The following is a 22,275-nucleotide window of genomic DNA, read 5'->3' on the forward strand; positions in this document are numbered from 1 at the left end:
TTTATTTTATCAGTCTCATTTCTAAATATTTACTCGTAAACCCAAGTTTTTCATAGAGATACCTTGCAGGATTTTCCGGTTCGACATGTAGTGCAATATTGCCTTTTGCAGCATTGATAGCTTCAGTCATCAATTTCTTGCCGACGCCCTTGCCTCGCATATTTTTGTGCGTAGCGATGTAAACGAGAATGTTTTCGGGGATATAACCCTCCATGCCCGTTTCGTTGACCACGACAGCGCATGACATTTCTGTACCTTCGCGGCTCACCATAACAAATCCACCCGGAGATAGGCTCTCTTTGATGGCATAGTTGATAGCTTTTTCGATGTCAACTTTCTTGTCACCGAATTGGTCTAAATTGTGAAACAAGAAATCAACAATTTCTTGCTTTTCAGCCACTGATGGCTTCATTTCGGAGTTAAATAATTTCGTTTCAGTCATAATAAATACTCTCACAAATTAATAATATTATCTAAACAAATAGCATATAATATAATTTCCGACACTAATAAAAAATTTATAAATATCAAAATTATGTATATGAAAATGAATAGATTACTAAAATACGCATAATAATTGGATTAACCAAATAATTCACGAATAATCATCATAATTATCGCAAATTAATTGTCAAATAATCCCTATTTATAGTATATTTCAGCGATTATTTGGAGCAATATTTTTAAGAATATTATCTGTTGAATATTGTTAGATTCGTTCCAAATTCTGCCTTGTTAACTCGCCTTTGGTGTCACCTGTGTTGAGCGTAGTCGCCGGCTCGAACAACATTAAGGCAACCTCTTTCTCAGCGACGGGGCGATGCTCGATTCCACGCGGAACAATCAGGAATTCATCTTTTTTGATTGTCACTGTCTTGTCGCGAAATTCCATCTTCAGCTCTCCATCGAGAACGTAGAAGAGTTCGTCCTCATTTTCGTGCTTGTGCCAGACGAATTCGCCTAATAGCTTTGCGAGCTTGACATGTTGCCCGTTCAATTCGCCTACGATTCGCGGATTGTAATAATCGTCGAACTTCGCAAGTTTTTCAAATATATTAACTTTATTCATATTTTACTCTATTTTGAAAATTGCTTAGTAAAATAATGCAATATAAGTGATTATTGCAAATTATGAAAAATAAAAAAAAAGGAGAGCGTTGCCCTCCTTCTTGTGGTTATTATCATGATTTCAAGTTAAATTTATTCTATTACAATTCTTTGCAAAGTCTGCTCGCCGTAATGCGTTTGGGCTACGAGCAAATACATTCCGGGAGTTAACTTTGCCAAATTGAAATTCTCGCGGAATTCACCTTTGCGAATTAGAGTTTCAGGCGAAAGTGTCAGCAATAATTTCCCGGTTAGGTCATGAATCGTGAGTTTCACTTTTCTATCTTCTTTCAGTTGGAAATTGACAGAAACCGGACCGTTTGTAGGATTTGGGTAAACCAACATGTTTTCGATTGCTCCGCTGCACGAGCGCCAAACGTCCATTATAGTTTCGGAGCCTGTTTCGGGAGCCGCTTTGCAAATATCTTCACTGCTGTTAATCGCTTCAATTTCGGCTTCGAGACGCGATTTGATGTTATCGGGTACTACTTCGAGTAGTTCATCTGTAGGTTCAAACCAGAAGATTATATCTGCGCCGCCACCCGGGACATCAAATCGGACAGGAATTAATTTATTGACAGTCAATTCAGACAGCATTTTGAGGCGTCCGTCAAGATGGAAATAATTCTCTTTGGGCAAAGTTTCTTGTTTAGTCATAGTACTTTCCGGCAACATAATTTGTATTCTTTGCGATGTGTTTAATTCCGCACTATCTAATAAATCAATTTTCGAACCACTATTTTGCCGCTTAATTATGATTCTTTTATCAATATTATTGCTACTATCAGATTTATCTAAATCAATTTGAATTCTCTTGGTGGTCAATAATGAATCAACATCTATATTATCAGAATTATTCATATGTATAGATAATTTATTTATATCTATCTTAAATTTACCTAAATTATCTGTATCACCAAGATGAGATAAGAATGAATCAATGGATGCAGGAGACATCTGTTTCAAAATCTCTAAATCGAAATCAGCTAAATCATCAATTCTTTCTGTATAAAGTACTTGATTTTGACTACCTTCATTCCATTTAGGATAATTACTATCATTTTTGTTTAGAAACGCTATTTTCACATTTCCATTAGCCGAAGTAATTAGTTTAGGTACTAATTTATGGTCAGAATCATTAGACTCAGCGTTGGATAGGAATTGCGTTTTCATATCCGGAGCTATCGCAACTTTCATCTTGCCACTTGTAACTTCATAATTATTAGTTTCCGAGTCAAATTTAATATTATATAATTCTAAATATTCATACGGCAAAGTAATTGCATTGATTCCGTTAATTTTGTCTGTTGATTTGGGCAAATCAACTTTATCATCAACATTGTATGTATTTATAGCGACATCATCGTGCTTAACTTGACGTCTATTGATGTCTTTATTTTCATCGTCGGGTAGTTTTTCTATCACATCGGGGGTGGATTTTGCAGTTGATATTTCAACCGAGGCTTGCTTATTTTCGGACACTTGTTTATCAGAATCAATTACATTGAATAGTACCAATCCCGAAATAACAAGAGCTGCCATTGAACTTAAAATAGTCATTTTATTTACTCCGTAATTAAAAATACCTGTACTCACCGGATTTACGGTACTTGTGTTAATGAGTTCGCGAACCTCATTATCGTTCAAAACCGGTTCCAGATTTCGAGCTTTATCAAAAATATTATCAATATTTGTATATTTGTTATTCATATTATATACCTATTTTCATTAATTTATCATTATTTTTTGAAAATTCGCTTCGTTCAGTTGAGTAATTCTTGTTCATTTTATGTGTAATTCTATCATTCATCAATTCGCTTAATTTCTCTCGCCCTCTTTTCAATCTGGATTTGACTCCCGAAATTGTTCCACCTTGAATTTCTTTGATTTCTTCGATTGTAAATCCTGAAATTTCGTACAAAATGATTGCTTCCTTCATCTTTTCAGGCAATTTGTCCAAAGTGTCATATAGCACTTTTATATCGTGAGAAATATCGGGCATCGGGTCGTGATTGATTAAGTTATCTGTTGCCATATCATCCAATTCCTCAAAATTCTTCATTTTAGACTTACGCTTACGATGCAATCTCACCGCTATAGTAAAGATGTAACTACTGAAAGCCTCTTTGTTCTTAATCTTGTCAAAATTTTCGTACGCAGCCAACACAGTATCGCTAACCAAGTCTCGCGCATTCTCAGCATTGCGAGTGATGGCTCTCGCAAAACCCGAGAGCTTGAATTTCACTCGGTCATAATAAATCATGAACTCGTTTTGTTTACTGTCTATCAAATCAATTTCCAAATTTTGTTCTCTACTCATAATATAAGTGTCACAAATTCTAAAAAAGTTTCACGCAATCAGTAAAAAATCTCAAAATACTTTTACTAAGAGCTATTTCAATGAATTAGAATCCTGTTACTATTCATAAAATGATTAGACTCATTTCTTCAAAACAAATTTTTCAAAAATTCTTTCAAGCAAAATATTTTTTCATGCCCTCTAATAATATAAGTGGTGCAATTCCGTAAAAAGTTTCATGTAGTTTATAATTTAATAAAGTTAATATGAAATTTACAAAATATGCCTTTTTTACTCTGATTTTAGCTTTCGTAGCTTGTTCATCGGTTGATTCGGGCTCGCAGAAGAAGAATTTGCTTTGGAAGGTCGAATCAGGCGGCAATGTCGTCTATTTGCTTGGCTCTATTCACATCGCCGATGAAAGCTTGTACCCCTTGGATACAGTAATAATCGAATCTTTCGAGGAATGTGAATATCTCGTGCTCGAGCTGGACCCGAGTGCTCATAGTGCTTTCGACATTTACAAATATATGTCCTACGAAGGCGATACATTGCTGAAGAATATGATTACAGCCGACCAATACGCAAAAATCAAAGAATACATGGACAAGCACAATGTTCCCGAGATGGCTTTCGGTAGCTTCAAACCATGGGCAGCTGTGATGACACTGCAATCCTTGGAAATGCTGAGTAATGGCTTTTCGCAACACGAAGGCATCGACATGCACTTCCTCGAGAGAGCAAAATCGTCCGGCAAAATGGTGAAAGAGCTCGAATCATTAGAATTTCAAATGTCAATGATGAATAGATTGAACGCTTATACCGGCGAATATTTGGATTATACATTAGCCGAGCTTGAGGATACCAAAAAATATGTAAAGGAGCTGATTGACGCATGGAAGCAGGGCGATTCTGACATGATTTACAATATTTCTCAGGAAGGCAATCAGCATGAAGGATTTGAACAAGTGATGGAAGATTTGAATTACTCGAGAAATGTCACTATGATGAAGAAAATCGAGGAATATATCGCCTCGGGAGAGAAGCACTTCATTGTGGTCGGCTCGCTTCATTTATTAGGTGAACGTGGAATAGTACAGCTTTTGGAAAGCAAAAATAAATATAAAATCAAACAATTATAGGAATAATCATTAAATGTTAAAAAACAAAATCACTCTAATCACAGGTGCGTCAGCCGGAATTGGCAAAGCGTGTGCGGAAGTATTCGCAGAAGCAGGTTCAGACCTGATTTTAGTTGCCCGAAGAATCGAATTGGCAGAAGAATTAGCAAGCAATTTGAGCGAAAAATATGGCGTAGAATGCATCGCCATCCAGCTTGATGTCCGAAATTACGACGAAGTTGCCGACCGACTGGGAAATTTACCCGAAAAATGGCAAAATGTTGACATTTTAATCAATAACGCCGGATTAGCCCGCGGATTGGACAAAATCCAAGATGGCAGCCTTGATGATTGGGAAGAAATGATTGACACCAATCTAAAGGGCTTGCTCTATGTGTCGAAATTGATTTTGCCCGGAATGGTAGCACGCGACAGCGGGATGGTCATCAATATTGGCTCAATAGCAGGCAGAGAAGTCTATCCCAAAGGCAATGTTTACTGTGCCACCAAACACGCTGTCAGAGCGATTTCCCAATCAATGGTTATAGACCTAAACGGCACAAATGTCCGCACGTGCAACTTAGACCCGGGCATGGTCGAAACCGAATTTTCGCTCGTCCGATTTCGCGGAGATGCACCAAAAGCGGAGCAAGTTTACAAAAGTTTCAAACCATTAAGTGGGGAGGACGTTGCCCAAATAGCACTATTTGCAGCCAGCAGACCGCCACACGTCAACATTCAGGACATCATGGTGACTGCGATATCCCAAGCGAGCGCCCAAATTGTTAATCGCACAGGCGTCTAAAAATTTCATTTGGAAATAACAAAATTTTGTTATACTTTTGCTAACTGCATTTAAGCCAATGTATCTTTAGAAACGGAGAGGTGGCAGAGAGGCTGAATGCACCGGTTTGCTAAACCGACGTAGTGGTACAACCGCTACCGAGGGTTCGAATCCCTCCCTCTCCGCTAAGTGAATTCATAAGCCCTTGTAATATAATATGTTACGAGGGCTTGTTTTTTGTTTCCAACATATTACCGGATTCATATTTAAAAATATACTTAGTAGGGACCCTAACAGCATTCAGCCCGAACAGTTGGTCATTCTGTGACGAAGTCGAAGAATCAAGTTTTTGTGAAAGAGGTGGTTTCTTCACTTCGTTCAGAATGACGAAAGAGATAGTTCAGACAAGCTTTTTCCGCCAGGTGTTACACCTGACGGAGAAAAACAAACACTTGTAGGGACAAAACAGCATTCTGTCCCTACAATATATTTATCCGCTTCCTGAACCTGTCGAAGGGAAGAGTGCATCTAAGAAACGCCTCGTTATGTTAAACATAGGCATACACGAAGATGCAACATTAACTTCTATAAAAAATGCTTTTTCTATTTTGGTTAAAGTTTTTGGAGTATAAATGAATTAGAAATTCTTCAATTGCAGAAATACTACCAAAAACACAAATTAAAAACATCAACAAATCTGATTGAATAAAAAATGGAACCAAGAATAAAAGAATGGCTGTTATTTTAATTCCAATAGTATGAAGTATTCCCAAAGTCTGATATTTGAATAAGACGATGATAATAGATATAAGTCTTAATATTGCAATTGCAGCAATGCAAAGAATGACATCATTGGATACATCAATATAAGGGTACAAAACAACCCCTAAGACCACAACCCAAAAAATGTCAGCCATAGAATCGAGTTTCTCACCCAGTTTAGTTTCTACTTTGAATTTTCTAGCAATGTATCCGTCAAGCACATCGGTAATACCACATAAGAAATGTACTATTAAAAACTCTATACTAAACGGCTTTAAGAAAATTAGCGCAAGGACAAGAAATATTCGTGTAACTGATAGCGAATTTGGCAATATCTTAATATCAATATTTTTTAGCATATTTTCATTCAAATTGGAAATTGTATAATCATCTGCTTTGAAACAGAAGGACTCCACTTTTAAAGAGGAGTCCACCAAAAATCGATTTTTTACACCATACCGGAGATTCAAGAAGGGTATAACATATTTCTATTCCTCCCGAATAAGACGGACAGACAAGCCATAATTTCTTTGATAACCGGAAGTATATATTTTTGTACTTTCGTATTCTAAACCCCTGTAAGTGGGCCAATTGTTCCCTGTAAATTCGTCTTTATAATATGACCACCATTGAGCATCATATCCTTCACCAAAGAAATGTCCATTGGCACGAAAACCTGCGGGAAAACCATAAAATCCACTTTTATTAAAATCAGGATGTTCGCTTATGAGGTCTGGTCCCCAACCATCCCACAAATCTTTGCCACCTGCTAATTTAGCTCCCTCAGTTGTACCTCTTTCTCCTTGTTTATCTGCTTCTTCCTGACTCATTCCCAAATACATTTCCAACTCTTTCCAATCATCGTCACTTGGCACTCGCCAACCCACAGGTGCTAAACCCCGTGGATCATTTACAGCCCAAAAGTTATATAACTTTCCGTATAATTCAACATTTTTGGGGTCATTATGTAGATAGCACCAAGCTCCTGTTGTCAACTTGTCCCATTCTTGCGGATCTTGCACTTGAGGTATCTTATCTCCATTTCTGTAGTGTGATACATCAAGATTCCTTGTCATCCATGTTTGGTTACCGATTATTACAGCATCTGATTTCGGGCGGTCTCCGGCTCCCAGCCAATCCGGAGGAAAGAGATTGATTATTATTTCTTCGCCATCTAATAGCAACAATATCCCTCCTACAAGTCCGTATTCCTCATTAAATACAAAAGTAACTTTCTCTGCAATTAAAAAGTCTTTCAAGTTCTCTTCAACTCTAATAGTTTTTAGTTTTCCCATATTGGTTTCCCAATCAGGCACTGAGCTTTTGTGTACAACTCTTCGTTCTCGATAAATTCCTTCATCGCATGTGAAAGCATATACATCTCCAACTTTAGAAGAATATTTGACTAATGTGTTCGGTTTACTTAAATCACCTTTAGAAAGATAAAAGTCTTGGATTCCCTCGCTGGTAATTTTTAGCTTTAAATCATGACCTACTTTAAACCCTTCTGTGCTATTAGTATCAAAAGTAATACCACGTTTTGTAGCATAATCAAATATTTCATTATCGCTGATAATATCAGGCATGTATTTTGATTTCAAAGTCATAAAATCTTCCACACTGATTTCAGCTATGCCTTCTGTAGTGACAATACCTTGGTTATTAGAAGTTATTTTTATTGATCTCTTGATTTTCTCAAATTCCGGGCTTCCCTTTTCGATAATTACCTTAAATTCATTACCCGGTTTTGTCAAATCAAGTTCGGTTTCGCCGCCTATATCAATAACTCCGTTGCCACCGTTTTTGTCTGGACCACTTGATTCATCACACGCAAATAAGCCTATCAGTGCTAAAACTGATATTAAATAAAATACTTTAATGAAACTGTTCATTTCAAAAACTCCTTAATAGTTAAAAAATTAATTTTGTTCTCTATTTGTAGTGTTAACAAATAACATAATTAATTCAGACAAAAAATGAGACAGAAAGATTATAAGAAATCCGTAAATTGGCATTAGAACAATCATCAAAAAACCTGTCCCAAGAAAACTAACTCCAATGATTTTATAAAGCAATTCAACTTTCTGACCTAATAAGATTGATGTAGTTGAAGCAAAGACAAATCCTATAATGCCAACCCACAATCCCGACCAAATCCCAAATGTTCTCAATAGATGTATAAACTTGTAAATCAAAATAGGTTGATTGATTGTATCATTATTATAAGGTATAGTTTTTCTCATTTCTCGCCATATTAAAAAACTTACCCATCCCATAATAAGAAGTGCTACCCACAATATCATGAAAGATAAAGTAAATTTCATCGGTATTTTAAAAATACTGTTTGAGTAGGCGAGATATAACACATATAAAGGGAAAATCAAATTTGTAATTGCAATCAAATCATAAAGCCATAGGAATGGTTTATCAAAGAAATCTCTTTTCTCAATTGATATAAGTAACCTCCTAATCCTAGAAACTGTTTGTTTCGGCATAGATCAATTCCTAAATATTAATGTACAAAATACTGGGTTCTCATATTTGGCGAAGTCACACTAATATGAGAAGATAAATAGAGCCACTTGACCGTGTGATGCCACATACGGATTCTTTAGAAGCAAGTCATTAGGTAGTTACTAATGGATATTGAATAGGTATAAGTATTCCATGTTTACTTTTTGATATTATATCCATTTTATGATAGAAAAGAATGTAAAATTATTAAAACTTATTAACAAAAACTTTAACAATTTGTATCGACATACACATTTTTCAAAGAACATCTTAAGATTTTCACTTAATCATTAATTTAAATATAAATAATATTCACATTACTTACAAACAAAATATTACTTTATTTATGCTTTAAGTAGTAAATATATCATGGGGAAAACTAAATATATAATTAATATCCTCTATATTATCTTTTATATCAATACAAACTATTATTTATTTAATACTAATTATTATGTTAGACTTGTTAAATTATATAATATGATGCTGAATAGTACTATTTTATCAGACATATTCAGCATCTATGAAAGAAATATTTAAATATAAATTCTAATTCTCCGGATATGTCAACGTCGCTCCGCTTATTAGGTAAATCTGATAGCCTTGCCCCGGGAGCATATCGCCAATCATGTTGATATCGAAAGCGGGATAGAAGACGTTGCCCATGTTGTCCTTTGCGATTACGAGTTTATCATCAGCAACGAGCGAAGCAAGGGCAATCTCAATATCCATAGCATTATCGCGTAGGTATGCGAGCATATTCCAACCCGTTGTGAGAGTGATTTCAGTCGTTTCAGGTACAACTTTCTCGCCCGAAATCGTGAGTGTTTCAGCGCTCGACATATAGACTTGATAGCCCTGCTTCACGTCCCAATTTCCAATATCGTTAATATCAAACTCGGGATAGTAAATCTGCCCGGAATTATTCTTCACGATGACGGTACTTCCCTCAATTGCGGAGAAAACATTTTCGAGTGCAGCAAATTCCGGTTCAACATATGTAGAAATCAGATTCCAACCGAGGTTGAGTGTAATGTTGTGTTCGAAAATATCTATTGATTCAAAATCAATTATTTTAATATTTTGAATTGATATGCTCTCGACCATACCATTTTTGAAATATATCATTAACGAATCATTTGCAGAAACTGACCCTACAATACAACGAACTGAAAAGCCTTTAACCCTACTAGTGTACCAACTGTCTAGAATAGAGCTCCAGTTGATCAAGTACCTCCAATAGGCGCCCGACCCTTGGCTTGCAGAAGCCGTCCACCAGTTACCTCCTGAATTTAGACCGTTGAAGCCACCATTTAATTCACGTAAACCGCCAGGAAGAGAGGAAAAGCCACTGCTGTTATTAGAATTTAAGTTATTTCCAATACAACAAGTTGCATTATTAGTATTCCACCTCTCCTTTGCTGCAAGCGACTTTGCGATAAGGTGATTGTTATTGTTGCACCAATATTGGTTATTAGTTCTTAAATAGGAATGTAGTGTTGACCAATCCACTTCACTCGGTATAAGATAGCCGGATGGTGCTAATCCACGTGAATCATTTACTGCATACCAGTTATACAGTTTCCCGTATATTGCACCGTTGGCAGGGTCATTGTCGTAATAACACCAGGCACCTTCATTTTTATTTCCAGCATCTACCCAGTCTGCATCACTTACTGCGTGTCGTATTGTATCGCCATTTCGGTAATGACTTAAATCAAGATTTTTAACCATCCAAACTTGATTGCCAATGGTTACAGTTTCGAAATTGTCCTGATTTTGAATGAATATGATACTGTCTATATCTGATACTAAATAGGACTTAGTTAAGTCAGAATAATAAATGTTAAAGTACTTTAAATCATTTCCGGTTAGAAATTTCAACGAATCTAATGCCGATATCTGATATGATGCAGATGAATCTATCTTGTAATATACTTTCATTGTATAGTTATTATTGAATTTTTTAATCTCTAATTTATCGATATCATTAATATCATATACTATTGTATCATTGCTAGCATTTGTAGAAAATTTTATCATAGTTTTTGAAGCTGAATATGTTACTACAAATGATAAAAACAAGATACATAAAGCTGTTATAACTCTCTTCATAGCGAACTCCATAATTTAAAAAAAAATCAAATCGTCAATCTCAAATATCTTGTTAATACAATGTTGAATAATGCTTTAGAAACATAAATCAAATTGTTTGTGAATTCAAGAATAATCCTTCACCTGAGAAAAAAATGAAGATTTAAAAGTATCCTTCCGAAGCTTGCGAACCTTCGGAAAGATAAAATTATTCTAATTCTCCGGATATGTCAACGTCGCTCCGCTTATCAGGTATATTTGATAGCCTTGCCCCGGGAGCATATCGCCAATCATGTTGATATCGAAAGCGGGATAGAAGACGTTGCCCATGTTGTCCTTTGCGATTACGAGTTTATCATCAGCAACGAGCGAAGCAAGTACAATCTCAATATCCATAGCATTATCGCGTAGGTATGCGAGCATATTCCACCCCGTTGTGAGAGTGATTTCGGTCGTTTCAGGCACCACTTTTTCACCCGAAATCGTGAGTGTTTCAGCGCTCGACATATAGACTTGATAACCCTGCTTTATGTCCCAATCTCCTATATCATTAATATCAAACTCAGGGTAGTAAATCTGCCCGGAATTATTCTTTACTATGACAGTGCTTCCTTCAATTTCGGAGAAAACGTCTTCGAGTGCAGCAATCTCCGGCTCTACATAGGTGGAAATCAGATTCCAGCCTGTATTTAGCGAAATACTTTGCGCAGCCTCCACAGTCGTAAATGACCATACTTCCGACCAATCACTATAAATGTCCTCATATTCTGCTTTAATTCGCCAATAATAAGTTTTTAAATCAACTAAATTAATTTCATATTGAGTTACATTTGTAAGCGAATCATACACCATAATATTGGAAAAATCATTTGTATCTGATATTTGAATATAATATTTGCTAATGTACGGAATAATATTCCATTTTAAAATTGTATCAGTTTTTATGTTTGAATTATTGGCAGGGGATTTTAATATCGGTTTGGAAACTTCAAATCCTTCATAAATAAATGTATCCGACACTGCGACACTCCATTTTCCAACTGAATCCATATATTGCATGTGTAACACGTGCAAACCCAATGTATCCAATTCGGGACATTGCAAATTAATTATTTCTGAAAATGTTTCTTCTTTATTATCTAATATTAATGTAAAAATAGTTTCAAGATTGTTATCAAACCAATAGCGATATCCGTAAATTTTATTCGACGAATATTCGATTTCATTAAATTCAGTATCATCAGGAATGTAAAAATAGCTGGTTTGAGCAATAGACCACTTGTCATGGTTATCTTGGAATCTGATTACGAATTTGTGAATTCCAGAGTTTATATTCTCAAATAAAAAGTTAGAATCAAGATTCAAAAGGGATGTATTTGGGTTTATCGCCCCATATTTTCTATCAACATAATTATCATCAATCCAATATTCATAAGCTGTGAGAGTATTATTTGGATAATTATAATTATCCATTAATGAATCATTTGCAGGTTTGTAGAAAAAACTTGTTTGAGCAACTGACCACTTGCCAAAGCTATCTTTGAATCTGATTACGAATTTATGAATTCCTGAATTTATGTTCTCAAATAAGAAGTTAGAATCAAGATTCAAAAGAGATGTATTTGGGTTTATCACCCCATATTTTCTATTTACAAAATCATCATCAACCCAATATTCATAAGCTGTGAGAGTATTATTTGGATAATTATAATTATCCATTAGTGAATCATTAGCCGGTTTGTAGAAAAAACTTGTTTGAGCAACTGACCATTTATTTAAACTATCCCGAAACCGAATGTTGAATGTATGAATTCCTTGAACCAAATGTGTTAAATCTATGTTTTCTGATAAATATAGATTGGAATCTGCATCGTTAATTACATTTTGAATTCTATTTTCAAAACCATAATCAATCCAATATTCATAATTTGTTAATTTATTTGCAAAAATAACATTAACGGAAAGAAAAATAATGGAATATAGTAAAATGTTTCTCATTTTTCATTCCTATTCAGTTTGAGATTCAACTTCTACGTTCACTTCAAGCGTTCCATTCACAGTTTTATTTGCTGAATTATAGCTCTTAATGTATGGAATAATTGGAATACCTAATTCTTTGTATGGATAAGTACCGCCATAAATCCCTAAATCAGTGCCGTCAGTTCCATAATCCTTTCCTAAACAATTTTCATTAAGGTGATAATCGAAATCTTCAGAAAAACTATAAATATCCAATGTATCAACAAATATCGAATCCTTGTTTTGATTAATAAGGCAATCTACATTGTAATTATCAACTCCCCAATCAGTCTGATTATAAACAGACAAACAATTTACAAAACCGTTATTTAAGCCCAGACTTTTAAGTTCATAAGTATTCAAGAATATGCAATTCTCAAAAAGGTTAAAAGCAGAATTAGACGCCCAAAATAAACCTTTTGAACCATTGACATCAGGATAATGCAGAATACAATTAATATAACTTGTATTGTAAGATTCAAAAATAAGCCCATAAATTGTAGAACCTGGATTGGGGTCAATTATCGAATTGTAAACTTTGATACCTACAGCTTTCGAAGAGATTGTTGGATTATACAAAACGCAATCTTTGAAAGTGTGAAACTTCGATGTATCTGCTTTTGCCACATCCAGTCCCCTGATATTACATTTTCTAAACATTAAATTGGAAACTTTGTGAGTTGCAGTATATGAAATTCTGAGTACGTTACTAATATATACTCCTTCTAATAAAGTGCTGTCGCTTCCTGAATTAAAAATAACAATCCCCAAAATAGTCTTTCCCGTTTCATTTGTTGCAGATGAATAGAAACCTGTCCCGTATATGTTAAGTTTTTTTCTAATTGTGATAGTTGTGCCGGAAAAATCATAGCCGGGTAGATACACGTCCGAACCAACTGCTGCCGAATCAAGTGCTTTTTGCAACTCGGTAACCTGATACAATTTTGCATCATTGCCATTTTGAACAATGATAGCTTTGTAAGAATATAAATTAATTGTCGAAATGACAATAATTATCAAAATCATCAAAACCCTATTCATAAAAGCACTCCCAATATTTTTAAGAATATATTAAAATTCTATGTATTATTCATTAATAGGACTTGTATTTATAATTCACATATACTTTCACACTTATGAACAAAACACTTAGGCAAATATAACTAAAAAATTATAAAAAACAAATCAGAAATCTCATTCATTCAAAATAAAAAATTATATACAACTAAACAATCGAATATTTTCATTTGTCTATATTCATTTTGTTTCTGATAGGAAAAATTTGATTTGCGGCAATATAATAGGCAGAGTTTGGAGACTGCGAGTTAGGGGTATGAGTTTACTACATATAAAAAAACCTTCCGAAGTTTGCGAAACTTCGGAAGGTTAAAATTATTCTAATTCTCCGGATAGGTCAGCGTTGCTCCGCTTATCAGGTAAATTTGATAGCCCTGACCGGGGAGCATATCGCCAATCATGTTTATGTCGAAAGCGGGATAGAAGACGTTGCCCATGTTGTCCTTTGCGATGACGAGCTTGTCATCAGCAACGAGCGAAGCAAGGGCAATCTCAATATCCATAGCATTATCGCGTAGGTATGCGAGCATATTCCAACCCGTTGTGAGAGTGATTTCGGTCGTTTCAGGTGCAACTTTCTCGCCCGAAATCGTGAGTGTTTCAGCGCTCGACATATAGACTTGATAACCCTGCTTTACGTCCCAATCTCCAATATCATTAATATCAAACTCAGGATAATAAATCTGCCCGGAATTATTCTTTACTATGACAGTGCTTCCCTCAATCTCGGAGTAAATGTCTTCGAGTGCAGCAAATTCCGGTTCAACATATGTAGAAATCAGATTCCAACCGAGGTTTAAATATATAATATGCATACCATCAGCCGTTTTACCGATTGTGTACCAAAATCCCGAACCTATAATATTATCTACGTTCTGGATTTTGCCAATTGCGGGCTGTCCTAATGTGCTCCTAAAATTATAATCGCTGTTGGAAACAGTCGTAGCAGAGCTACCAACTACATGATTTTTAATTTGATAGGTCTGTGAATGCAAATTAATTGCAAAAAATAAGAAAATTAAGATTAAGTGTTTCATTATTAATTCCTATTTATTTTCAGAAAATTTTATCAAAAGTTGTTCAAGTTTCCGCTCGAGTTCATCAATTTTGGTATTTTGCGATTCAATTAATTGTTGTTGCTCTTTAATTGCTTCTGCCAATACGGCAGTCATTTCGGCATAATTAATTCCCATGTAGCCATCGGCAGGATTGGTAAAAGAAAGTTCGGGCATAACATTTTCAAATTCTTGTGCTATAAAGCCAATGCGAGTGCCATATTCAGGGTTACTTTTCCATGTAAAACTGACGCCACGCAATTGCATAACTCGCTCAAGACTATTCTCTAAAGTTTCAATATTTTCCTTAAATCGAATATCCGAAGTTGCAGTTGTGAGCGTACCGTCGGAAGTGCGGTTAACAACACCCGCATATGCCCCTGAACTGATACTGCGAAAACGGGCATTACCGTTTACATCAAGACGCTGACTTGGACTGCTTGTACCTATACCAATATATGCGTTGGACTGTTTAGCAAACAGAGCAACAGAGTATGCACTGTTATAGATAGAAAGCCCTGCAGCGCTTGAGTTATTAAAGATGTGCCACTTTGTTGTATCTCCCTCATAAAAACGTAAACCGGCATCTTCATCTAAATCCGACTCAAGATAAATAAAACTGCTCGGGTGCGATGAACCTTTAAGGTGCAATCCTGCACTCGGGCTATCAGTTCCAATACCAACACGACCATTTTTTAGTACCGTTAAGGCATTACTTCGGGTAGAATTTCCCGTACCGTTGCCGATTACAAACAAGCGGTCATTTACATTCCATGATACACCGGATGAAGGAGTGTATGTTGTGTTATATCTTCCTATAACAGTTTCATAAGCTGATGGAGATTGTATTTGATTACCTAAAACAAATGAGTAATCACCTGATGATTCAGAATAAATCCCCATAGCCGTGGAGATATATCCTGATGCTATTGTAGAATACCCCATGGCTAAGGAATTATATCCTGATGCTTTAGAAGAATTCCCCAAAGCTGTGGAGATACTTCCTGATGCTATTGTTGAATATCCCAAAGCAGTAGAGTAAACATTTAATGCTTTTGTGTTGTATCCCATAGCGACAGAATAGTCACCTATGCTATCTTTATCCCATTGAGTAGAACTTACTCTTCCGACTCTGAATGATGCCTTATCAGGATACCACATCATGCGGGTACCTGCACCAGATGTCGGCGGGTCACTTGGACCAGAGCCTTTAAATTCACCTTCAAAGAGTATATTTCCTTCATCTGTGTCGGTAATATGGAGAAGAGCAGCAGGAGTCGCAGTTCCAATTCCAATTCGACCGTTTTTCAAAATCGTCATTGCATTACTTCGTGAAGTACTTCCGGTGCCGTTGCCAATTACAAAAAGTCGGTCATTTACATGCCAAGCTGAAGGCGTAGAGGGAGTATAATCAACATTCCATCTTCCCAGAACTGTTTCATATCCTGACCTTGCCTTTGTATTTGAACCCATCGCTGTAGAAGCATAACCCGAAGCTGTTGAGTTCTCTCCCATAGCCGTTGAAAATGTACTTGACGCCGTTGTACCTCCACCCATTGCAGTAGAAACATCTCCTGAAGCGATTGTATTCCCTCCCATTGCAGTAGAAATGCCTCCTGAGGCAGTATTAGCATACCCAATTGCAGTAGAATAATCTCCGGCTGCATCTGAATTACTCCCGGTTGCTGTTGAATAATCCCCGTAAGCATAAGTGCTATGTCCCATTGCAATGGAATAATCTCCCGATGCGGTATTATTATAGCCCATAGCTACAGAATGGATTCCAATATTTGCTTTGTCCCATTGAACACCTATTACAGCGCCTGCCCTGAATGCCGCTTTATCCGGATACCACATCATACGTGTACCCGCACCACTTGCAGGAGGGTCACCGGGATCAGTTGATTTATATTCTCCTACAAATAGAATATTGCCTTCGTCTGTTCCCGTACCGTTGGTATGGAGTAGTGCTGTGGGGGTTGAAGTGCCAATACCTGTACTACCATTTTTCAGTACTACCATTGCATCAGTTCTTGGTCCGCCAGGTGTGCCGTTGCCAATCACAAACAAACGGTCGGTGGAATGCCATGATGAGACGGATGTAGGAGTGTATGTTGTGTTAAAAGCTCCAATTACAGTTTCATAAGCAGATGGAGATGAAACGCCAAATCCCAAAGCCGTAGAGTAATATCCTAATGCCATTGCACTAACCCCCATGGCAGTTGTGTAGTTCCCTGATGCTGTTGTACCGGCACCTAAAGATGTTGAGTAATGCCCTGAAGAAGTTGTGTTCCACCCCAAAGCAGTAGAGTGATTTCCTGATGCCTTAGTGTTATATCCCATGGCAACAGAATAATTACCGATGTTATCTTTATTCCATTGTGTACCGGTCACACTCCCAACCCTGAAAGCAGCTTTATCAGGATACCACATCATACGTGTACTTCCTTCTGAAGTTGGTGGGTCACCCGGTGTGTCTTTAAATACACCTACATGTAGTACACTACCTTCACCTGTTCCTATGCCATTAGTATGTAGCAAAGCAGTTGGGGTAGAAGTGCCAATCCCTAAATTTCCATTTTTCAAAACTGTTAATGCATCTTTTCTTGAATCGTTTGCAGTGCCATTACCGATAACAAATAAACGATCAGTTTCACTCCAATCTGTTATTGAATTTGGAGTATAATCCGTATTAAATCTTCCGATGACTGTTTCAAAACCTGATTTAGCAGTTGTTTCTGAACCTAATGCGATAGATTTCGAACCGGATGCGTCGGTTGAAGACCCAATGGCAGTTGCACTATATCCTGATGCTGTTGAGTACCAGCCCAATGCAGTTGAAGAATTTCCTGATGCTGTTGTATTTATACCCATTGCACTTGAAAAATCTCCGGAAGCTATTGTATTTGAACCAATTGCTACGGAAAATTTTCCAATATTATCTTTGTCCCATTGTGTACCGGTCACACTCCCAGCCCTGAAAGCAGCTTTATCAGGATACCACATCATACGGGTGCCTGCTCCTAATGTCGGTGGGTCGCCCGGTGTGTCTTTGAATACACCCACATGTAGCACATTACCTTCTCCATCACCAAGTCCATGAGTATGTAACAGGGCAGTAGGAGTATAAATGCCGATACCGACATTTCCGAGACGACCGATATTATTTGATACATTTCCACCGTTGTCCCAAGTTGGGTCGCTTTCTGAATACTCAGTTAAATAGCCTTCATCAGCGTGATTGCCCCACGAATAGGCTGTATTCCAGTTTGTAATATCAGTATTTAATATGCCCGATGCCGGACTTGCGGAAAATAGCGGGTCAGTTTCTGAATATTCTGTTAAATATCCTTCATCAGCGTGATTGCCCCATGAATATGCTGTATTCCAGTTTGTAATATCAGTATTTAATATGCCCGATGCCGGACTTGCGGAAAATTGCGGGTCAGTTTCATTTGCAGACTCTGCCGTCTTGGAATGCAAAGCATACGGCACAGAACTAAGTTTAATCCTCGGAAGCGGACTGCCGCTCCCAACGGTGATTTCGAGCCAGTATTCATCGGCGAAATTAATACTAAAAGGTGTAACGCTTCCAAGAGTAAGATTAACAAGTCCGTCAACGATTACTACATTGCTGTGTGTTTCGCTCCAAATAGCGGTGCCGCCCGTAGCGACATCGTATAACTTGACAGTCAGGCTATAAGTGCCCGAAAGATTTTTTGAATCAGCATCCTGCAAAATCCCCTGCCAGCTAATGGTTTGGGGAATTTGAGAATATAAAGAGCCACAAAAAATCAAGAAAAATGTGAAAATCAGTACAGTCTTTTTCATTGTACTTTCCCTTTTATTTATTTATTTTCAGAAAATTTATGCAAAAGTTGTTCGAGTTTCCGCTCGAGTTCATCAATTCTCTTCTCTTGCTCCTCATTTATCGTTAGTTGCTTATCAATTCTCTTATTCTGTTCATCTATAATAGCTTGCTGCTCCTTCATAGCTTCAACTAATACAGCGGTCATCTCAGCATAATTAATTCCCATAAAGCCATCGGTAGGGTTAATAAAAGCAAGCTCGGGCATAACTTTTTCAAATTCTTGTGCTATAAAGCCAATACGAGTACCGTATTCGGGATTACTTTTCCATGTGAAACTGACACCGCGTAACTGCTTCACCCGCTCAAGACTATTTTCTAAAGTTAAGATATTTTCCTTAAATCGAATATCTGAAGTAGCAGTGGTGAGCGTTCCGTCGGATTTACGATTTAATACTCCGTGATATGCATCAGAAGCTATACTGCGAAAACGTGCATTGCCATTTACATCGAGGTTTTGGGTGGGCGCAGAGGTATTGATACCCACTTGCCGTCCTTTTACAATCATAGCAACAAACCAGTTCGGGTCATACCCATCGCAACGCAACGAATATCCATCACCTTCCTGAATAGAAAGAATAGTTCCATCGCTTGAGTTAGTGGAAGCCCTGAGTGCTAATCCCGATGAATGAGTATTCTCAAAAAAGCCCGTAGAATTGGTTCCGCCCGAGACGCTTGAAACTACCCTAAGCCTATTACCGCCCGGATTAATTGTACCAATTCCGGTGTTGCCATTTTTCAAAACAGTCATTGCATTATGCTTGTTGGATTCACTTGTTCCGACGCCTATCTCAAATATTGGGTCGGTTAAAGTCCAATTATTGGCTTCACCATTGCCAATATTATATCTCCCAATAGCTGTTGATGCCAATGCAGATGCAGTTGTTTGATGCCCAATAGCCGTGGAATAATTTCCCGAAGCGTTTGTGCTGCTTCCCATTGCCGTGGAATGATTTCCCGAAGCGTTTGTGCTGCTTCCCATTGCCGTGGACCAATCTCCCGAAGCGTTTGTGCTGCTTCCCATTGCAGTTGAATAATTTGCAGAAGCGGTTGTGCTGGCTCCCATTGCCGTAGAAAAATTTGCCGAAGCGTTAGTTCCGCTTCCAATGGCAACGGTATAAAATCCCGAAGCGGAAGCACCAGAACCAATTGCCGTGGTACGAAATCCCGAAGCGGTAGTATTATATCCCATTGCCGTGGAAACATCTCCCGATGCTGTTGTTTCTAATCCCATTGCCGTGGAATAATATCCCTTTGCCTTGGTGTCATAACCCAATGCCACGGAATAAATTCCAATACTGTCTTTGTTCCAATTTGTACCGGTTACATGTCCAACCCTAAATGCACCCTTATCGGGGTACCACATCATACGGGTTCCAGTTCCCGAAACTGGCGGGTCGCCGGGATCTGGGAGCTTACTCTGACCAACAAACAGCACATTGCCTTGGCCTGTGCCTGTTCCGTTGGTATGAAGAAGTGCCGTTGGAACATCGGTGCCAATTCCTGTATTTCCGCTTTTCAGTACTGTAATGGCATTGCTTGGTGTGCTGCTGGTACCGTTCGCCACCACAAAGAGGCGGTCTGAAGCATCCCAAGTATTCGCTTTTTTGGGTGTATATTCTTCGTTGTAGGCACCAATAACTGTTTCGGCATACGATGGGATGGTGCGCTCAAATTGAATCCTATTACAGCGGAATAGTCGCCGGTTGCACTGTTTTCCATGCCCATTGCCACTGATGCCTCGCCTGTTGAGTTCAGGTAGCCGCCGATTGCAACTGAAAAATTGCCGGAGGCATTCACCTCGGTTCCCATAGCAAAAGCATAATCGCCATCGGCAGAAGCCTCGGCTCCCATGGCAAATGCATAATCGCCGGAAGCCATTCCGCCATTACCCAAAGCCACTGAAGCTTGCCCGGAAGCCGAGTTGCTTCCACCGGCTGCAAATGAATAGAGACCTTGAGCAATGCTGCCATATCCCAGCGCAACAGAGTAGTTGCCTATATTGTTCTTGTCCCATGCAGTACCACCAACATAGCCTGCTCTGAAAGCACCCTTGTCGGGGTACCACATCATACGGGTTCCAGTTCCCGATGCTGGCGGGTCGCCCGGGTTAGTTCCTTTGTATTCACCTTCGTGCAAAACATTTCCTTCTCCCTGCCCTTGGCCAAGTGTGTGCAACAAAGCCGAAGGTGTACTGGTTCCGATACCTATGTTGCCATTTTTTAGCACAACCATTGCATCGCTTGGCGAGTCAAAACCGCTTCCAATTACAAACAGGCGGTCATTTGGATTCCATGAAGTGGTTGAACTCGGCTCATAATCAGTGTTCCACCCTCCCACTGCTGTTTCAAAAGCAGATTTGGCTGTTGCGCCATTTCCAATTGCCGTGGAAAAAAATCCAGAGGCGGTAGTGGTAAATCCTAATGCCATCGAATTTTTCCCCAGAGCTTTTGTATTGTACCCAATTGCAGTGGCATCCGATCCCCTTGCCTTGCTATTATAACCCATCGCAATAGAATAGATTCCTATACTATCTTTATCCCATTGGGTAGCAGTTACACCGCCAACCCTGAATGCAGCCTTGTCAGGGTACCACATCATACGTGTGCCGGCTCCTTGAGCAGGAGGTTCTCCCGGATCAGTTGATTTATATTCTCCCACAAACAACACACTCCCCTCTCCGGTGCCGATGCCGTTAATGTGTAGCAAAGCAGACGGTGTTTCAGTGCCAATTCCAACATTGCCTTTCCTATATATAGAAGAGTCAGGATTTGCTTCACCATTCCATTTGGGGTCTGTTTCAGTATAACTTTTTAGATAACCTTCTGTTGAATGGTCACCCCAACCGTGTGCATTATTCCAGTTTGAAATATCGGTATTTGATATTCCTGCTGATGCACTTGCACTAAACACAGGGTCTGTTTCGGTAAATGATTTCAAATATCCTTCAGTGGAATGGTCACCCCAAGAGTGGGCTGTATTCCAGTTCAGAATATCGGTATTTAAAATGCCCGCTGCGGGGCTAGCGGAAAATAGCGGGTCCATTTCGGTAAATGATTTCAAATATCCTTCAGTGGAATGGTCACCCCAAGAGTAGGCTGCATTCCAGTTTGTAATATCAGTATTTAATATGCCCGATGCCGGACTTGCAGTAAATAGAGGGTCGCTTTCGGTTATAGAACCCGTTATACTTTCTGCCGTCTTTGAATGCAGTGCATACGGCACAGAACTAAGTTTAATCCTTGGAAGCGGAGTGCCGGTTCCTACGGTGATTTCGAGCCAGTATTCATCAGCGAAATTAATACTAAAAGGTGTAACGCTTCCAAGAGTAAGATTAACAAGTCCGTCAACGATTACTACGCTGCTGTGTGTTTCGTTCCAAATAGCGGTGCCGCCCGTAGCGACATCGTATAACTTGACAGTCAGGCTATATGTGCCCGAAAGATTTTTTGAATCAGCATCCTGCAAAATCCCCTGCCAGCTAATGGTTTGGGGAATTTGTGCTGATAAATTCAAAACAGAAAAAAATATCGCTGTAATTATGAGGAAAGTTTTTTTCATAAATCACCTTAAAT

Annotated in this window: 16 protein-coding genes and 1 tRNA gene; 3 read left to right on the forward strand and 14 right to left on the reverse strand. The window is 38.1% G+C overall.

Translation table 11 applies throughout. The annotated features are described in order from the left end of the window. Position 1: 1 nt before the first annotated feature. From M9949_12210 to M9949_12225, 4 genes are all read right to left on the reverse strand, one after another. A complete protein-coding gene (locus tag M9949_12210; protein ID MCO5252164.1) occupies positions 2 to 442 on the reverse strand; it encodes a GNAT family N-acetyltransferase in 441 nt (146 codons plus the stop codon). A gap of 267 nt (positions 443 to 709) precedes the next feature. Continuing rightward, the gene (locus M9949_12215; protein ID MCO5252165.1) at positions 710 to 1,069 is read right to left on the reverse strand and encodes a cupin domain-containing protein; all 360 of its coding nucleotides are present in this window, start codon (positions 1,067 to 1,069) and stop codon (positions 710 to 712) included. 131 nt (positions 1,070 to 1,200) lie between these two features. After that, positions 1,201 to 2,817 carry a T9SS type A sorting domain-containing protein gene (locus M9949_12220; protein MCO5252166.1) on the reverse strand — a complete coding sequence of 539 codons (1,617 nt, stop codon included), beginning with the start codon at positions 2,815 to 2,817 and terminating at the stop codon, positions 1,201 to 1,203. A 1-nt stretch (position 2,818) separates the two neighbouring features. After that, positions 2,819 to 3,427, reverse strand: a complete 609-nt coding sequence (locus M9949_12225) for an RNA polymerase sigma factor (protein MCO5252167.1) — start codon at positions 3,425 to 3,427, stop codon at positions 2,819 to 2,821. 245 nt (positions 3,428 to 3,672) lie between these two features. On the opposite strand from M9949_12225, the gene M9949_12230 reads away from it, so the two are divergent. The 3 genes from M9949_12230 to M9949_12240 all read left to right on the forward strand — a co-directional run bounded on the left by M9949_12230 (position 3,673) and on the right by M9949_12240 (position 5,496). After that, a complete protein-coding gene (locus M9949_12230; protein ID MCO5252168.1) occupies positions 3,673 to 4,548 on the forward strand; it encodes a TraB/GumN family protein in 876 nt (291 codons plus the stop codon). 13 nt (positions 4,549 to 4,561) lie between these two features. Beyond that, entirely contained in the window at positions 4,562 to 5,332 is a 771-nt protein-coding gene (locus tag M9949_12235) for an SDR family NAD(P)-dependent oxidoreductase (protein MCO5252169.1), read from the forward strand. A 74-nt stretch (positions 5,333 to 5,406) separates the two neighbouring features. Further along, positions 5,407 to 5,496, forward strand: a tRNA-Ser gene (locus tag M9949_12240). A gap of 393 nt (positions 5,497 to 5,889) precedes the next feature. Here M9949_12240 and M9949_12245 read toward each other — a convergent pair. The 10 genes from M9949_12245 to M9949_12290 form a co-directional block, all read right to left on the reverse strand. Next, a complete protein-coding gene (locus M9949_12245) occupies positions 5,890 to 6,432 on the reverse strand; it encodes a CDP-alcohol phosphatidyltransferase family protein (protein ID MCO5252170.1) in 543 nt (180 codons plus the stop codon). A gap of 129 nt (positions 6,433 to 6,561) precedes the next feature. Further along, complete coding sequence (locus M9949_12250; GenBank protein ID MCO5252171.1) at positions 6,562 to 7,965, reverse strand: fibrobacter succinogenes major paralogous domain-containing protein; 1,404 nt, start codon at positions 7,963 to 7,965, stop codon at positions 6,562 to 6,564. Positions 7,966 to 7,992: 27 nt separating this feature from the next. After that, a complete protein-coding gene (locus tag M9949_12255; GenBank protein ID MCO5252172.1) occupies positions 7,993 to 8,316 on the reverse strand; it encodes a hypothetical protein in 324 nt (107 codons plus the stop codon). 820 nt (positions 8,317 to 9,136) lie between these two features. Further along, positions 9,137 to 10,702 (reverse strand): fibrobacter succinogenes major paralogous domain-containing protein, encoded by a 1,566-nt coding sequence (locus M9949_12260; GenBank protein ID MCO5252173.1) that lies wholly within the window; start codon positions 10,700 to 10,702, stop codon positions 9,137 to 9,139. A gap of 192 nt (positions 10,703 to 10,894) precedes the next feature. Then, positions 10,895 to 12,679 (reverse strand): hypothetical protein, encoded by a 1,785-nt coding sequence (locus tag M9949_12265; GenBank protein ID MCO5252174.1) that lies wholly within the window; start codon positions 12,677 to 12,679, stop codon positions 10,895 to 10,897. A gap of 9 nt (positions 12,680 to 12,688) precedes the next feature. Beyond that, the gene (locus M9949_12270; GenBank protein ID MCO5252175.1) at positions 12,689 to 13,741 is read right to left on the reverse strand and encodes a hypothetical protein; all 1,053 of its coding nucleotides are present in this window, start codon (positions 13,739 to 13,741) and stop codon (positions 12,689 to 12,691) included. A 356-nt stretch (positions 13,742 to 14,097) separates the two neighbouring features. Further along, the gene (locus tag M9949_12275) at positions 14,098 to 14,814 is read right to left on the reverse strand and encodes a hypothetical protein (GenBank protein MCO5252176.1); all 717 of its coding nucleotides are present in this window, start codon (positions 14,812 to 14,814) and stop codon (positions 14,098 to 14,100) included. Positions 14,815 to 14,823: 9 nt separating this feature from the next. Continuing rightward, positions 14,824 to 18,663 carry a tail fiber domain-containing protein gene (locus M9949_12280; protein MCO5252177.1) on the reverse strand — a complete coding sequence of 1,280 codons (3,840 nt, stop codon included), beginning with the start codon at positions 18,661 to 18,663 and terminating at the stop codon, positions 14,824 to 14,826. Positions 18,664 to 18,680: 17 nt separating this feature from the next. Beyond that, positions 18,681 to 20,267 (reverse strand): tail fiber domain-containing protein, encoded by a 1,587-nt coding sequence (locus tag M9949_12285; GenBank protein MCO5252178.1) that lies wholly within the window; start codon positions 20,265 to 20,267, stop codon positions 18,681 to 18,683. Beyond that, positions 20,219 to 22,261 (reverse strand): hypothetical protein, encoded by a 2,043-nt coding sequence (locus M9949_12290; GenBank protein MCO5252179.1) that lies wholly within the window; start codon positions 22,259 to 22,261, stop codon positions 20,219 to 20,221. The genes M9949_12285 and M9949_12290 overlap by 49 nt, the downstream gene beginning before the upstream one ends. Between the last annotated feature and the right edge of the window lie 14 nt (positions 22,262 to 22,275).

Source organism: Candidatus Kapaibacterium sp., from assembly GCA_023957315.1.
Taxonomy (GTDB): Bacteria; Bacteroidota; Ignavibacteria; order Kapaibacteriales; family UBA2268; genus PGYU01.